Here is a 16166-nt window from a genome sequence, read left to right as displayed (position 1 = left end):
ATGCGAAACGGTCCGATCACTCACACGTCCGATTTGAACAAGTTCGTGCTTGTGATGATGATGACCGCCGCGACGAGTCCGAGCGCTAAGAGTTCGAGGGAGAGCGCCGCGGACTGATTGAACTGGCCGTAGCCGAACGCCAATGTGTATCCGAGCTGGTTCGGAGCCCAGTTCGTCGCCACCCCGCCGTGTGTCGCGGTGGAAATAAGTTGCGGCTCAACGAATACCTGTGTTCCGGCTGCCAGATTGAGGATGATGAGATAGCCGATCCACTTGCGCATGAGCGGCAGCTTGACGTGCCGGGCCATTTGCCACTCATTGGCACCGTCGAGCCGTGCTGCTTCCACCAGCGACGGGTCGATCGACGTCAATGCTCCGTAAAGGATGAGCACCCAGCCGCCCGCGCCCGTCCAGAAACTGATGAGGGCGATAACGATCGGCAATCGAGACGGATCGACGACCTGGAATATCTGAGTGAGCCCGGCTGCCTCGAAGCCGCCCTTGAGCGGGCTGACCGACGGCGTCAGCATGAACAACCACACGATCACGCTCGCCGTACCGGCGAGAGCGCCCGGTATGTAGTACGCCGCACGCAGGAAGGCGGCGGACTTCCCTGCGCGGTTGTGGAGCAGCATGGCGAGCCACACGAGCAGGATGGTCGAAGGGATCAGCCACACAGCGAGGTAGATCCCCACGTTTGCGACGGAGGGCAAGAACCTGAAGTCTTGGCTAATCGCAACGAAGTTCTCGAAGCCCACGAAGGCTCCGGTGTTGGCGTCGGTGAATGCCAAGTAGACGCAGTACAGGGCTGGCAATAGTCCGAACGCCAGAAGCAAGAGCATGTACGGACTCAGGAAGGCGTACCCGAATGCGTTCTGTCGCCGACGCAGAGCGGCGCTGTACGAAGAAGGGGAGGAGCCCCGATCGGTCCGCGAATCGATCGCGTTCGCAGTCGCTTGAGACGTGGTCATCATTGCTCCTCCCCTTCTTGTTTCAGCACTGTCGATTACCGCTGTCGCAGCGGGCTCACTTGACCTGGAATCCCGCGGCTTTCGCGGAGTTCTCCATGAATGTCTGCCATTTATCGACGACCGATGCAATCGTCCGCCCGTTGGCGATGGTGGGCACCACCTGCGAAGACCAACCGCGATCGATCGTCGAAGGGATGTTCACCGCCGCCTGCTGCTTCGCGTCGACCGCTTTAGCGGCACCGTTCACTACTGACGAAAGGTTCGGCGAGCTGACAACACCCGAGCTCTGCGCGCGGCTCAACCACGCGGCGGCGTCAGGCTGGTAGGCGGGGAATGTCGGACCAGTGGTCTGGAAGTCCTTGCTCGTCGCCATCCAGTAAGCAAGCGAAGCCGCTGCAGTCGGGTTGGCCGAGTGCTTAGAGACGTAGTAGACGCCGCCGCCATACGTACCGTTGTAGGTCTTCGAATCCTTCGCCCACTTCAACGGCGCGCTCACGGCCATTTCGCCGGCGGGCGTCTTGTAGGTGCCCGCGAAGAGGTACTGGCCGTACCAGATGGGCCCTACCATCGCCAGCACCTTGTCCGTCGAGCCGTAGTCCTTCACGAAGTCCGGAGCGAACTCGCTGGCTGGCGAGACGGTCTTGTTGGTGAGTAGCGTATCGAGGAGCTTGATCGCTCGAGAGCAGTTGGCACTCTTCAAGTCGATCGAGAAGGTCTGCCCGGCGACCTCGCCGTAATTGCAGTTCGCGCCATCGAAGTAGAAGTTCTCCTGGTCCCCACCGATGGCACCCAGAGAATATCCGGGGTGCTCGGCGGCGAGCTTCACTCCAAGCGACTGGTACTCCTCATAGGTGGTCGGGACCTTGTAACCGAACTGCTGGAACAGCTTGGTGTTGTACCAGAGCATGTTCGGTGCGTAGTCATTCCGGAGGCAGTACAGCTTCCCGTTGATCTCGCACGGCCCGATCGCTCCGGAAAAGAACTTGTCCGCCGTGCCGGCAGGAAGCAGTGGAGTCAGGTCGGCCGCGTAGTCGTACAGCTTGCTTGTAAAGAGCGAGACGTTGTTCGTCCCTCCGTCGAACAAGACGTCAGGCCACCCGCTCTTTGCCTTCGTGGCAAGCAGGATCTTGTTGGCGAACTTGTCTGGGAGCGTCGTGAGCTTCAGCTTCGTTCCGCTGTCCTTGTACTTCTTTTCGTAGGCCTCGAATCCGGCCTGCCGCGTCGCGTCGGTCCACACCAGCAGGTTCGCCTTGGGCGGCGGACCGGACGGATCGATGCGATTCCCGGCTGTTCCTGCGGACGAGGTCGAGCAGCCGGCCAGCAGCACAGCGGCCATGCCCGCAGCAGCTAGCGCCGTTCCGCGCCGCAGAATCCGTGCGCGGGTGCCCCGGTGGGCCTCGGCTGTGGTTTGTGACCCGGACGCGGTGCTTCGCCCGGAATCGTGTTTGCGTGTCATCTAGGATCCTGTCTTCCTTGATAGTCCTCGTGGATAACCGACTTCGGTCCCGGTAGCCCGGCTTGAGACCTGGCCGAAAAGATAGCACAGACTCATCCTGAGCGGCAAGAATCGTATTAATCGACGCAGTGCGAGCGCAACCGCGCCGCCGCGCCGAGAGCTGGGGCCTAAATGGAGCGGGCCGGGATGGACGTGCGATCATTATCTCAACCGAGGGCCTTTCGTAAGGCGGGAAGAGTGGCATTCATGTCAACTGTCGAAACGTTTGAACCGGGCACAGACGGCCGCGACTCAAGCAGCAGCGGAAGCTACCGACCGAATTATGTGATCGCTGCCGAGAAGATCATCGAGTACATCGCGCGCGCTCGCCTCCGGCCAGGTGACCGCCTCCCGACGGAACAAGCGCTGGCAGAAGAGCTCAACTACGGCCGAGGAGTCGTGCGGGAAGCGCTGAAGATCTTGACAGCGCTCGGCCGCGTGAACGCACACCGAGGGCGGGGCCTCTTCGTGGCCGATGATCCGCATCTACGTCTGGGATCTGCCGACTCCTTCGCAACATTCCTGCCTGCTGAACCTCAGCACGTCGACGAACTGCTCACCTTCCGTCAGATCGTCGAGGCTGCTGCCGCCTCTCGAGCAGCCCGCACAGCTACGCCTCCGCAAATACGGCAGCTGCGCCAAGCTGCAGCCGAATGCTCGGAAGCGGCGACTGCCGGCGACCGCAGCGCCTTCGACGCGGCGGATGCCCGCTTTCACGAAGAGCTGATGACCGCGTCCGGAAATCGGTTCCTCGAGTCCGCCGGAGGAACGGCTCGTCGTCTGCAAGCGCAGGTCGTCGCGATAGGACTCCACGGCGGTACCGGTGGAAGCATTGTCGAGGCTGCGGCGGACCACGAAGCGATCGTGAAGGCCGTAGCTAACGGCGAGCCGGCTGAGGCCGCACGCTCGGCCGAACGTCACGTCGAGCGCACACTCGCCGGGTACCAGTTCGAGATCGCCAGCCGGCTTCGCGAGGTCAGCACGTCGGTCGACGCTGAGACAGCGAACTGATATTCACCGTCCGCTGATCGGGCGGCCGACGCGTGAAGGGGGAGGGTACAGGTGAGCCTGTACCCTCCCCCAACCGCCTTGAGATCGTCCCCTACTGCTTGATGAATGTCATTCCGCGGAACCGCAGGAACGACGTCTCGTTCGCCGTGGAATCGATATACAGGCCGGTTCCTGTCACATGAGAGAGGTCCGGCGTCACCAAGGCAGATTCGACGGAGATAGCGCCCTTCGTGGCGTCGGGGTCCGGAGCACCGTTCAGGATCGCCTGGCTGGGAGCGTCCAGTTTCTGCCAATGGAGTGTGCTCATCGGATCGAACGTGAAGTTGCCCGCTTTGACGATCTCCGGCGCGGTATCGGCGGTCGAGAGATACCACACGCCGGAAGCGTCGCGCATCATGAGGCGGGTCTTCTCCGGGTACGGTGATCCAGCCTTGTCCACGGTCCCGGGGAGATAGGGCCAGGGCCCACCGTCGGATCCGATTTCCACCGCCGCGTTCTGCAGGTTGTCGAGTGAGCCGTCGGACGTCGTTGAGGAACCGGTCGATGACACGATCGAGTAGGCGTAGGCGCCGGCAGTGTTACCGCTGCCCGTTGCTCGCCCGCTGAATTGGATGTGCGGGCCGGCTCCCGTGTCGAGATACAAGGTCTCATCCGGGTTTGCCCATTCCATTCCCGGCGCAGGCGTGGTCGGATCATAGTCGGCTGGCTTAGGCGTGAACGCGCTCCAGCGCCAGCCTGTTGACGGTTGCACGAAGGTCGATCGCTGATGGCCTTCGATGAGCGGGGCGAGCGCGGTCGCTCCGTCGAACGAGTAGGAATAGACGACACCCTGAATGACGTAGGTGCCGCTGATCTCCTCCGAACGCTGCCCGGTGCGGCCGTTGATCGCCACCACCCGGAAGGTCGTGTCGGCGGTTCGCGGGATGCTCACGTAGCCGGAGGCGACGGGGCTCTTGCGCGTCGGGGTGCTTCCGTCCGTCGTGTAGTAGACGGTCCAGCCCGGCGCGTATGCGAACTTCACCTGCAGCGGTGCAGTGTCGCCCTCGGCTAGACGGATGGTCCCGGGGAAGCGGGACGCCGTCGGAGCAAGGCGCTGGTCCTGATAGGCAGGCTGCATTCCGGCGCTCGAGATGATGCTGTCGATCGTGGCGGCATCTGCGGGCTGATTTCCGGAGAAGGTGTCGCCGTTCGCGACGTGCTCTGCCTCCCCGCCGTTGATGTAGCCGCTCACCTCGTTGCTCACAACGTTTCCGACCACATTGAACCCATTCGCTCCGTCATCCAGGTAGATCCCGAGGATGTTCGAGTTGTCCTCGTACGTGGAGTACCACCCATCGTGCAGATAGTTACCCACGATCTGGGTCTTGGGAGAGTGCTTGGCGTAGGCGTAGATGGCCGCCCCGTCGGACAGCGTCGTGTTGTTCCGCGACACATCGTTGTACTCCACCTGGATATTGCCGAGCACCGAGACGTTGTTGGGCTTACCGTTCCCCAGCATCATGCCGGAGTAAGGAACGTCGAAGATGTTGTTGTGCTCGATGACGGTGTTGCTGGTCCAGCCGAGCTTGATTCCGATGCCTTCGACATAGCTGGCGCCCACACGCGAGATGTAGTTGTTGGAGATGGTGTCGTCGCGTTCGACGACACGCGGATCCGTCGGCGTGCCATGTTCATAGTCGACTCCGGGGTACTGGTCCGACGAATAGTTCTGGAACATCCCGACTTGGATGCCGTGATATCCGATGTCGTAGAGGGTGTTTCCCACGATCGAGTTGTTCTGCGATTCCCGCAAGAAGATCCCGGTGCCGCCTGTGTTGTGGACAGTGTTCCTGGTGAGCGTGATGTGGTTCGCATCCTGCACCGTGATGGCCGCTTGGGGGCGATTAGCGAGCGCTTGGGCCCATCCGGGCTGCTTCACTCCACTGCCGTCGACGTACGAGGGGAAGCTGGACCAGGAACCCCACATCACTCCATCGGCCATCGCTTCGCGCCAGCTGGTGTCCGCGAAAGTTATGCCCTGGAACGTGATGTCGTGGACCGGGTTGTCCACAGTCCCGTGGACATCCACGAGCTGCTCGAGCTTGGGAGCGATGACCGATGTGGACGCCATGCTCTGCGTTTTGGGGGCCACGTAGTACACAGTGTCGGTGGCCTTGTTCAGATACCACTCGCCGGGTGCGTCGAGAAACTCGTAGGCGTTATCCAGGTAGTACGGATTTCCAGCGCCCTGCACCCCTGGAGCCATGTTCTCGGCCGGCTGACGGGCCGGGTCGGTTCCGGTGATCGTCGTGGTGTCCCCCGCCTGGCTCATGGAAGCGATAGGTAACGCGATGTCGATCCACCGAGCTTGGACGCGGATGCGTGCAGGGTTGCTCGGCAGGTTGGTGAATTGCGGCACTTCCGAGGATTTGACCTGCGGGGAGCCCGTTGAGATTTCCCAGCCGGTGACGCGGTTCTGAGTGCCTGCGTTGGGATAACGGGCAATAGTGGCGGGGCGGTCATCAACGTAGAGATTGGTGAAATCGAGGCCCTTGGCGTCCGCCTTGTAGATCACGTTGGAGCCGAGCCGCTTGTCCACCTTCCATCCGGTGATTGCTTCTCCGCCCGACACCGATACCTTTTCACCACCGTAGTTCTTGTAGACGATCTGATGACCGTCCGCACCTGAATCGTCTGCCGTCAATGTGAGTGGCTTGTCGAGACGATAATCCCCGCCACGAAGAATGATTCCGACATCGCCGGGGGCCCCGGCTTTGACACTGTTCGCCGCCTCTTGGGCACGCTGGATCGACTTGAACGGATGCTGGCGGGCTCCGCTGTTCCTATCGCTGCCATGTGGGCTCACGTAGAACGACGTGGCGAAAGAGTCGGAGAGCTGCCCGCTCGGGGACGACGGACCGCCCGCGTAGGCCGGCGGGGAGCTTGCCAGAGGCATTGCGACCAAAGCCGCGATTCCAACGCCGATCACCCAGACATGTCGGAACGGTGATGGCTTCTCGAGTGCAGGATTCGACACATTCACTCCTTCGTGAGATGAGATTCGGCATAGGCCACCGCGCGTGGATCCCGCCGTCGGGAAGAAAATAGCGCATACTCATTCTGCGGACAAGAGTTCTATTAATACGCTCAGCCGACCTCTCCGTCCGCTTTTCCGTCATGGCTCTTACGGCTCCCCCGCCTGTAGCGTGCTCGAGGAGGGCGGACCGGAAGGTGACGCGATGTAAGCACCGGTTGGCGAGCAGGGGAAATCGGGCAGGAGGACACGGTCGACTGCCCGATTCTTCTGCGTAAGCCGGTGAGTTCCGCGAGACTACGCCGCGAATTTCAGGAGGCATCAAGAAAGTCGGGCTTGCACTCAACGGATTCCGCCCAAACTTCACAGCGAATCGACGCGCTTTCATCAGAGGAAGCCCCTCTGCAGCCCGACGTTTCTTCTGTCTCTAACGCCCAGTCGGCCGCACTCGACACCGCTACGAAGTGGGCTCGCCCGAGAGCGGTGGAAAAGGCGCGAAGCACGAAAGACGACCCGGAAGAAGAATTCAGGGCAGAACAGAACGAAGTCAAACAATACAAGAGAAATGACGTCGCACGACGACCAGGCAGATCAGGACCATAGGCCAAGAGGCAAGAGCGAATGCACGCAGGCACTTAAGTGGAAGGGCCTGCGCCAGCCCCGGATTCAGAGGGCACCGGCGTAGACGCGGTTGCCTCCATCTTCCCGGCATTCGACGGCGAGCGATCCGCATCGCGCAACACTCATCCGTCTGGAAAACGGGGTCTGCTTGTGACCGTGCAACACGGCGATGCAGGGTGTCTGAGTACTGGCCCCGCGTCGTAACCCGTGACGATGACGGGGCCACATTCATGACCGCATGCCGATCGTCGAGGACGCCGCACACGGCGCAGTGCTGCTGAGGATTGAGGGCCATTCCGTCGCCCGATCGTAGCTTCCTCCCCGGTGCTCCGTGCCGGGCTTTCGCGGCGTATCCTCCTCCGCTGCGCTCCCCCGGTACTCCACGGTCCCGGCACTGCTCACCGTCCGCTCGCTCTCGATCACTCGCCGGAAAGGCGCTCAAAACGATCGACCTTGGGAGTGAGTGGGATGCGGGTATTCATCATCGACACCAGCAACTTGGCACCGGAACTGCAAGGCGGACTCATCGGCGTGGAAGGGTCCTCAAACCCGGACGCAGCGGAGAAGCGGGAGTGCATCGAGACCGTCAGCGCCTACGTGATGGACGGATGGGCGATCGCCGCCGACCCGCACACTGCGATCGGCTGGCTCGCAGCCCTCACGGCGGAGGCGGCATGTGTGCCCTTCGTCAACCTCACCCGTCTCGCTCTGGGTCAACCCGCTCTGCAGTTCGAACAGCTCTGACCCAGCGACCGTCGACTCGGCCACATGGCCGGGCTGTTTGGCGTGTTGAGAAGCCGGAATGGCCGCCGCGGGATCTGGTCGGGAGTGAGCGGTTCCTGCGAGTTTCGGATTTGCGCGTCAAAACCGCCTGGCAAACACAACGTGTAGGTATGAGGGCATCGCTTTCGGGGACTGCACCACGGCGCAGTTCGCCGTCGACTGCGCCGAAAGGCTCGCCGGGTTCACAGCAGAAACCGCCTGCACGTCCCTTGTGCACCACTGCTACCGCACGATCGAACGAGCTGAGCTGGAGTCGTCTCAAGGCCGCGTCGGTGATTGGGCGGACGATGATCGCGTGGTCTGTTGATACGGCTCACGACGAGAAGAAACTGCCCGATCCCGACGATCTTCTAGCGGGTTTCGGACATTTGGGCCCTTTGCGCGCCAAAACCACCTTGGAACCGGAAGTTCTAAGTAGAGGGAGTCTTTTCGAATTGAGACCAGGACTGCCCTCATTCCGAAGCCGAGGGAGGTGAGTGCAGGTGCGAGGCGGAGTAGCCAGATGGAAGCGGGGACAGGCATCCCACGGGGTCAAGCAAGCAGTCAACTACGCCTTCTCCGGCGTCTGCGACGCCACCCTCACGGCTAAGACGGCTGACGGTGCGATTGCCGCCGCCGGCTACGCCGACGCGGTCATGTCCCGGTACATCGTCGAGAACGGTGCCATCCGCGACGATTTACTAAGCAAGGATCAGCTCAAGGATTGGGTGGATGGGCTCGATCCGCTCAGCGGGGAGCGACGCGGCCGTGACCTGGAATCGCCGGTAGCGGATCTGATCTTGGATGCGACGATCAATGCTCCGAAGTCGTTCTCGGTCGCCGCCATGCTCGACCCCGAGTTGGCCGCTGCGTATGAAGATCTCCAAGACCGTCTTCGCGACCGGATCATCAAGCTGTGGCAGTCCGACCTCAACGCCCGACGCGGCAAAGGCGGCTCCATCCGCGAAGACCTCGCGCGGATCGAAGTCGTCGAACTCCGCCACGAACGCTCGCGCTCCCGGGACCCGCACAAGCACCGCCACCTGTGGCTCAATGTCAAAGTCCAAGGCCAGGACGGCAAATGGTCCAACATCGACACTCGGGTGGCGTTGCGGTTCCAGAACGTTATCAACGCCGAAGGCGACCTCGCCTCCCGCACCGACCCAGCCTGGATCTCCGCTCTCGCCGCTAAAGGATTCACTCTCAAAGACGACGGGGAGATCGCCCAGCTGCAGCACCTGGTGCGTCCACTGTCGAAACGGTCCGCTCAGATCGAAGCCAACAAGATCGCCCGCACCGCCCGGTGGAAGCAACAGCACCCCGGCCAGGAACCGTCGCATGATGTGCTGAACCAGATCGACCGGTGGGCTTGGGCTGCCGGTCGACCGAACAAGCCTGGCAACCTGGACGAGGATGACTGGTCCGGGCTCATCCGTCAAGAACTCGCGATTGCTGATCCCACGGTCCGTCAATTGCGCAGCCCCGTCGAAATTGCGCACGCCTCGGTAGCGGAGCTCGACCTCGAGTTGCTCGCCGCTAAGGCTGTCGTCGACGCTGACGCTCGTTCGACCGGAACCGGCGGCCGATTCAGCGTGATGGATGTGCGGGCGGGCGCGCTCCGCGCCATAGCCGCGAGCGGCGTCGTGACTAGCCGGAACGACCTAGACTCTGTCGTCACCGAGGTCTCCGCGGTAGCGCAGCGGACTCTCACTGTCACGATGCTGTCGGACTCACAGGTTCCGGACCACATCAAGAGCCTCATGGCGACCAGCACTGCAACACTCAAGGCCGTTCTGGCTCACAGGGTCGAAGCCCTCTCCGTAACGGGAACGACGATGCATCCAGACGAAGTCAAGGCTATCGCTGGGATCGTAGAGCCGAGTCGCTCAATTGACGACGGTCAAGTCGACGGCGCAACAGCAATCGCGGGAACCTCGCGTACTGTCGTCATTTCCGGAGCCGCGGGTACAGGAAAGACCACGATGCTCAAGGTGGCCGGTGCTGCTCTGCGCCGCCACGGTCGAAACATGATCATCGTTGCCCCGACGAAGAAGGCATCAGACGTCGCCGGTCGCGAGACTCAAAGCGCGGCATCGTCACTCCACCAACTTCTCTTTGACTACGGCTGGCGCTGGTCAACGGGCGAGACAGGAGCAACGACCTGGACACGTCTGAACATTGGAGACCTCGATCCAGTAACGGGAGGAACTTATGCAGGTCCTCGGATCAGGATCCGACCTGGGGATCGGATCGTCGTTGATGAGGCCGGCATGCTCGACCTCGAAGCTGCTACCTCCCTCGTCGACGTTCTGACCCGAACCGGCGCAGGAGTGGCGCTCGTCGGCGACGAACGCCAAGCGCTCCCGGTTGGGCACTCGGGCGCAATGGCGCTCTTCTGGCGGTACGCCGCCGACCAGGTCGAGCTCACCACTATTCATCGATACAAGGATCCGGAGTGGGCGGATCTCACCCTCCGCCTTCGAGACCCGCGTAACAAGGACATCGCGGCAGGTGTCGCAGATGAGCTTGTCGACACCGGACACGTTGTGCTCACGGACAGTGACGCGGCTGCGCGCGAAGCAATGATCGAGAGCTGGTTTGACGCGCGCCAGATCGGAAAGTCGATCGCACTCGTGACGGCGACTCATGCCGAGGCCCAAGCAGTAGGCGAAGGCATCCAGGCTCGCCGAATCGCGGGCGGGACGATCAAGACCAACAGCTGCGCGGTTGGCCAGTCAGGTCAAGCGATCTTCGTCGGGGACGTGGTTCAGACACGTCGCAACGACGGTGCCACAGATGTGCAGAATCGTCAGAGCTGGATCGTGAAGAAGATCACCGCCGAGAAGGTGGTACTCGTCTCGACGACTGACTCGACAGATCTTCGGAACATCAGCCACGAGTACGCCGGCTCACATCTGCATCTCGGATACGCGTCTACCGTGTACGGCGTCCAAGGCGAGACTACCGACCTTTCCCTTGTCGGTCCGGGCGTAGATGCGGCCGGGCTCTACGTGGGGCTCACGCGCGGCAAAATCGACAATTCAGTCATCGTCGTGGCACCGACTGAAGCGTCCGCGAAGTCTCAGCTGGTCGAGGTGATGCAGCGAGGAACCATTGAAGAGACGCTTGAAGCCTCCCGAGCCGCTGCGCGAGCCGAACTCAGCCGTGCTGCTCAAGCAGCTGCGGGTCCCGTCCTTGACGCAGGCCGCCCGAGCGTCGAGGCCTCCTCCCCCTCCCACTGAATGGGCTCGCGTCAGCCGGTCGTTAGACCGTCTGTACGGAGTTGCCTGCCGAGGGTGTTTACGCCTTCAAGCGCTCCGTCGTTTGCGCGATAGCGGAGTAGAGCGACGCCGAGTGCATCAGCACGCTCTCTGGCGATCGGTCGAACGCCGCCGGGCAGGAACACCAGCGGTAGCCGGCCATCCGCTGTCGCGACCGCTGCCGCACGGTCTACCGCGGCTACATCAACGTTGCCACGCTCATCGGCTACCCAGGCTAGATAGAGACGGCTGTATAGGTCACAGAGTTGTCGCTCACCGTTCCTCGCAACGACCACGTCGAATGCGCCAAGAAAGACCATCCATCGACGGCTCAGTTCTATTGCTTCTTCGCCCGACGCCCCAAACGGCATCGGTGCGGGTGGCTCGCGTTCCACTCGACTAGTCTGCCAGATACCCCCGGCGCGAAGGCTCTGTTCATCACCCGGACCGACGCGGCCACGTCTGTGGCCTCGTCTATTTTGATGACTGGCCGAATTCGAACAAGGAGCGGGGATGGGAACTGAGCAATCGAGCAAGGCTATGTGGCAAACGTTGCTGACTCCAGGCCCAGTGCTCACTGTTCTTGCACTCTCCGTGACTCTGGCCGCCATCTTCGCTCCAGGGGATTGGGTGCTCGATTTCGGCCGCGGCTGGCTGGGCGCGACAGTACTTGTGGCTCTGGCCGTACTTTTCGCAGCCCTACCCCTCCAGCCCCTCCGAGAGCGAAGTCATCTGATCGGCCGAATCGAAACACTCGCCAAGTTTCTATGGGCGGCGGCGCTGCTCTGCGTTTCCTCATTCGTCGGCGCGCTGGTCGGTGCGCAGGTCCAGTCTGATTCTGCGGGCCTTCACATTGGCCAAGCCGGGAGTCTCCTAAAAACGGTGTTCCTTCTTGCAGTTGCACTCGCCGGGTTGTGGTTCGGGGCCGGAATCACTCTCGACATTTGGCGGTTGGGGCCAGACGGCAGAGTGGGAGCGGTATCGCGCGCGATTCGATTCACGATGCAGCCGTGGAAGCCGCCTCAGCTAGGTTCGATCGCGATCAAATGGGTTCTCGTCTTGACATCGCCAGCCTGGCTGACGGTCGCATTGGTAATCGGAACGGTCTGGGTCACACAGACCGCTCTCGCGCTCGCAGGAGTGCACGTCGGCTAATGCGCGGCACCGAATCGGAAAGATCGGCGTCAGCGTTTACGTTTGCGCTTCCGATTGGCAGAGGCACCGCCTCGATGCTTAGCCTTCGGAGGGGGCGGGCTAGAAACCTTGTCGACCGGCCGTAGGCCGACGATTGCCCAATCCATTTCGGGGTCGGGTATCGGGTAGGCCCCGTCGTAAACCATGTCGACGAGCAGCTTGGAACCCTCGTCGTAAACGAAGACCACACCCCGGTTGAGCTTGAACTGATACTTCTTGGCGCGAAGGTACTGGCGCGCATGGTCGACAACATCCTCCAGCGCGCGTGCGGACGGCCGTGTCATCCAGACAAGTAACCAAGCGTCGCTTCGCCTACTCCCGATCGGGACGGTCTGTGACCGTTCTCCACCATCGCTGCGAGGATTTGCCAGCAAGGTTCGCGGAATTCGGGAGAAGTCCGCTTGAGCTTTCGTAGACCCTGAAAGCAACGTGGCTCCCGCGCTAAGCCACCCGTAAAAGCCACGATCCTTGAGCTCATCTGCCATCGCGGTCATCGGGCTTCCATTTAGAACCGGCTTATGCGCTTCTGGCAGTTCAGGATCGAGTTGTGCATAGTGCCATGAATCGAGGGCGTCTGTTCTGCTGCTGATGATCGAACGCCCTTGCTTGGCCCTCCGACGAATGTCACCCGGTCGCGGAGCCGACATGTAAGGGAGTTCTGCTGACATGACCGCCGGGTCGGGAGCGACGTAGAGGCCTTCCTCAAAAAAATAAAGAAAGAGGTCCAATTCGTCAGGAGAAACATATGCCAGCGACACTTCAGGATCGCGACGACGTCGAAGATAAAGCAGGAACTCCGCGGGCCTGTCGACCAATTGAGTGATCACTTGTAGGTCGTGAATGGATAGGACCCAGGGAATGTGCGCCGCGTCGAGCAAACCCGCTTCAACGAGGTCCGCCGTCGCCGTAGCGACGCCGGAAAGGTCCTCGAGGCTGAGTGCAACCGTATGGATCTCACGAACGTCGGAAAGATCAATCCAGCCCTCGCCGTGGATGCGAACCCCGCCATCTCCCTCGATGCGATCCTGCAGTCTGCTTGCCTGGTCGGAGGCCTTCGTAATGATGTCAATCAGATTTCGGCGGAGTCTGCGCGTCTCACCTGCCCGCGCTGCAGGAGTGATCGCGACTGCCTTTGCTTCGACAATCACGGCCACGTCATCGAGAACGAAAAGGAGATCACCCTCGACCTTCTTCGCATACCTAGCAGGCTCGGTATCTGGATCTTGGCCCTCCGCCGGCACAAAGTACTCGAACGCCGAATAGACCTCGCTGCCCGGAATCAGCTGGCTTAGCGCTTCCCGTCCTAGCTGCTCGAGGAGATCACCTCGCCACTTCTGGTACTCCTCCCACACGGGAAGCGTCTTCAGCATCTGTTCCAGGTTTTCGCGGATTGCAGGAAGCACAAGTGCGTCATGTACGAGCATGTATCGGTCGTTCTCGGCGCGCACAACAGGGTTAGTTCTAAGTGGGTTATCTCCACCCACAAAGTCGTTGAGAACCGAGCGGGCATCGAGGCCCTGGATCTCCACGGAAAACCATTCGAGTACGTTCTTCACGAGCACAACGTCCCGGCCGACGGATTCGGCGACCGCCGCTGGAGAGACAGCTACGCGGTCAGCGGTTGGTTGCCACGCGAGGTTCCACGACTCCCGCACTTGCTTTACCGTTTCACTATCGACAGATGTGACACCGGCTTGAGCGGCGTCTGCCAGGCGGCCAAAGCCCGCTTCCATTCGCTCATTCATCTCATCGACTTGAATTTGATGGAGTCCGTTAAGGACGGCGAGCGCGTCAGACGCATCGAAGCCTAGCTTCTCGGCTAAGGCAATGGCCGTCGGCCCGTGTCCCAAGAGCGCGTTTTGTGTCTTCTCGAGCATGTCCGGGTATGACGTACTTCTCAGCCACACCTCACGGGTCCGCGCAAACATGGCGATACGGTCGATGCTAGTGGGCGCCTGACTTCGGACCTCGAGAAGATGACGCGCTTGGCTGAGTGAAATTAGCCGCCCAACAGCGTCGGCCCATTCGTGCGCCTCTTCGTAGAGCGAATTGGGAACCTCTTCGGCGGCAGAGCCGTCGTCATCCCCACCGGCCATAGTCAGGGCTATTAGTGCAAGTAGTTCAGCCTTGGCAGGTCCTCCCTCGGTGTCTGGCTTGATCATGCCCGCCATGCCCCAAGGAAGACAGGCAAGACGCGCAAGTTCGATCACTCGCTGAGGCTTGTGATGTCCAAGCCGAATCTCCAGATCTGATAGCTCCACACCAATTCGACGATCGGCCTCCTCGAGTGGGTCTTCGGTCGTCAATAGTTCGCGCATGAGCCCGAGATGCGACGCCAACGATTCCGCAATCGTGTGAGTGTGGAGGTCCTGTTCATGACGCGCCCGCGGATGTGGAGCAGTGCTACGCGTCCGACCATTGTTCTTGCTCTTCTTGCGTCTCCGACTCCGGCCCATGAAGAAACTCAATCACGAGCCCGCGACATACCCGCCGCAAGCTGAATCAGCAGTTCTCTTGCGTCGTCTTGCCACCGCCCGAAGACACACCAAATCCCAAAGCGGTGAGTAAACGGTGAGTTTGGCCAAAAACCATTGAACGGGTAGTCTGGGCGGCAGCCTTACTTCCCAGTGTTTTACTGGGTTCCGGGCCGCGCGAGTGTAGTTCAATGGTAGAACCTCAGCCTCGCCACTCGAGCAATCGAAGCGTCGCATCCGGCGCAGGTCATGCCATGCGAAGGTGCAGCCACATAGCTCGGGTGACTGCCGGTCACGGGTCCACGCGATGCGCCTACGCTAAGTAGCGATGAACAAGGATCTGGTCGACCGAGCTCGAACACTCGCGAGCGAGCGTTTGGCTGTTGCCATGCCCCAGCGCTGGGCGCACGTCCTTGGCGTCGCGAGAACTGCGTCCTATATCGCCCCAAGGCTTCTCGCAAGAGACGCCGACGCGGTCGTTGCCGCGGCGTGGCTACATGACGTTGGCTACGCACCGAGTATCGCAACGACGGGTTTTCATCCTGTAGACGGTGCGAGATTCGCCAAGTCGGCTGGTATGCCCGATCTGGTTGTGTCGCTCATCGCTCACCACTCGGGAGCCAGTGCCGAAGCAATCGAGCGCGGGCTTGATGCCGAGCTGGGGGAATTCGATCGTCCACCCGGTGTCGTCCTTGACGTGGTGACATACGCGGACATGACAACGGCGCCAGATGGGACACCAATCGACGCCGAGACGCGCGTATCAGAGATTCTTTCTCGCTATTCGACCGATGATCCGGTTCATGCTGCGGTCTCGCGATCCTCTGCCGAGTTGCTTGCCACGGTTGCTCGAATCGAGCAGCAACTTCGGTTGGCGCCCGCTGGCGCTACTCAGCCAAGGTAGGGCACATCACGTCGTTCGAGGTAGTGGTCGATCCGTAGCCTCATCGACGGGTGCATCGGCAGATCGCCGATCTCCATGGGCTCGATCCATGCGATTTCCGTCGACTCTGAATCGAAGGCAAGCTCGCCGCCGATCAGCTTGGTCGTGTAGCAGATCGAGAACTGCTGCCGCACTTCTCCATCGTCGTACTTCATGACGTGATGAGGGTTCGTGTAGATGCCAACGAGGCCGGTGAGCTCCACGTCGAGGCCAGTCTCTTCCTTGACTTCGCGCACAGCGCAGTCCTCGATGCTTTCGCCGAGTTCCATGCCGCCCCCGGGCAATGCCCAGAGGCCGTTGTCTTTTCGATGTACGAGGGCGATGCGTCCTTTGTCGTCAAGTACGACTGCCGTGGTTGAGGGCACAACGCTGTTCGCCTTCGGCGCGTCAGGGTCGTTATAGTAGTCGATTCGCGCCACTGC

Annotated in this window: 10 protein-coding genes; 5 read left to right on the top strand and 5 right to left on the bottom strand. The window is 61.2% G+C overall.

Annotated features, from left to right (window positions below; all coding sequences use genetic code 11):
- Positions 1–20: 20 nt before the first annotated feature.
- Both P3F85_RS17530 and P3F85_RS17525 read right to left on the bottom strand, forming a co-directional pair.
- Positions 21–842 carry a carbohydrate ABC transporter permease gene (locus tag P3F85_RS17530; RefSeq protein WP_374009123.1) on the bottom strand — a complete coding sequence of 274 codons (822 nt, stop codon included), beginning with the start codon at positions 840–842 and terminating at the stop codon, positions 21–23.
- 184 nt (positions 843–1026) lie between these two features.
- A complete protein-coding gene (locus tag P3F85_RS17525; RefSeq protein WP_374009122.1) occupies positions 1027–2307 on the bottom strand; it encodes an ABC transporter substrate-binding protein in 1281 nt (426 codons plus the stop codon).
- Between the two features lie 366 nt (positions 2308–2673).
- Here P3F85_RS17525 and P3F85_RS17520 point away from each other — a divergent pair, with 366 nt between their 5' ends.
- On the top strand, positions 2674–3477 hold the full coding sequence (locus tag P3F85_RS17520) for a FadR/GntR family transcriptional regulator (RefSeq protein WP_374009121.1): 804 nt from the start codon (positions 2674–2676) through the stop codon (positions 3475–3477).
- Between the two features lie 91 nt (positions 3478–3568).
- Here the strand turns inward: P3F85_RS17520 and P3F85_RS17515 are convergent, their stop codons facing one another.
- Positions 3569–6493 carry a right-handed parallel beta-helix repeat-containing protein gene (locus P3F85_RS17515; RefSeq protein WP_374009120.1) on the bottom strand — a complete coding sequence of 975 codons (2925 nt, stop codon included), beginning with the start codon at positions 6491–6493 and terminating at the stop codon, positions 3569–3571.
- A 1086-nt stretch (positions 6494–7579) separates the two neighbouring features.
- Between P3F85_RS17515 and P3F85_RS17510 the strand changes: the two genes are divergently transcribed.
- From P3F85_RS17510 to P3F85_RS17500, 3 genes are all read left to right on the top strand, one after another.
- On the top strand, positions 7580–7855 hold the full coding sequence (locus P3F85_RS17510) for a hypothetical protein (protein WP_374009119.1): 276 nt from the start codon (positions 7580–7582) through the stop codon (positions 7853–7855).
- 674 nt (positions 7856–8529) lie between these two features.
- Positions 8530–11115 (top strand): AAA family ATPase, encoded by a 2586-nt coding sequence (locus P3F85_RS17505; protein ID WP_374009118.1) that lies wholly within the window; start codon positions 8530–8532, stop codon positions 11113–11115.
- Between the two features lie 531 nt (positions 11116–11646).
- Positions 11647–12288, top strand: coding sequence for a hypothetical protein (locus tag P3F85_RS17500; protein WP_374009117.1), 642 nt, complete (start codon positions 11647–11649; stop codon positions 12286–12288).
- A 29-nt stretch (positions 12289–12317) separates the two neighbouring features.
- Here P3F85_RS17500 and P3F85_RS17495 read toward each other — a convergent pair whose 3' ends face one another.
- A complete protein-coding gene (locus tag P3F85_RS17495; RefSeq protein ID WP_374009116.1) occupies positions 12318–14537 on the bottom strand; it encodes a hypothetical protein in 2220 nt (739 codons plus the stop codon).
- Between the two features lie 592 nt (positions 14538–15129).
- Here P3F85_RS17495 and P3F85_RS17490 point away from each other — a divergent pair.
- Positions 15130–15705 (top strand): HD domain-containing protein, encoded by a 576-nt coding sequence (locus P3F85_RS17490; protein WP_374009115.1) that lies wholly within the window; start codon positions 15130–15132, stop codon positions 15703–15705.
- On the opposite strand, the gene P3F85_RS17485 is transcribed toward P3F85_RS17490, so the two are convergent.
- Positions 15693–16163, bottom strand: a complete 471-nt coding sequence (locus P3F85_RS17485; RefSeq protein WP_374009114.1) for an NUDIX hydrolase — start codon at positions 16161–16163, stop codon at positions 15693–15695. The two genes, P3F85_RS17490 and P3F85_RS17485, sit on opposite strands and share 13 nt — an antisense overlap.
- Positions 16164–16166: the final 3 nt, after the last annotated feature.

The organism is Leifsonia sp. T36S-04 (genome assembly GCF_042465655.1).
Classification (GTDB): domain Bacteria; phylum Actinomycetota; class Actinomycetes; order Actinomycetales; family Microbacteriaceae; genus Leifsonia.
This window is presented reverse-complemented; position numbering and strand designations above follow the sequence as displayed.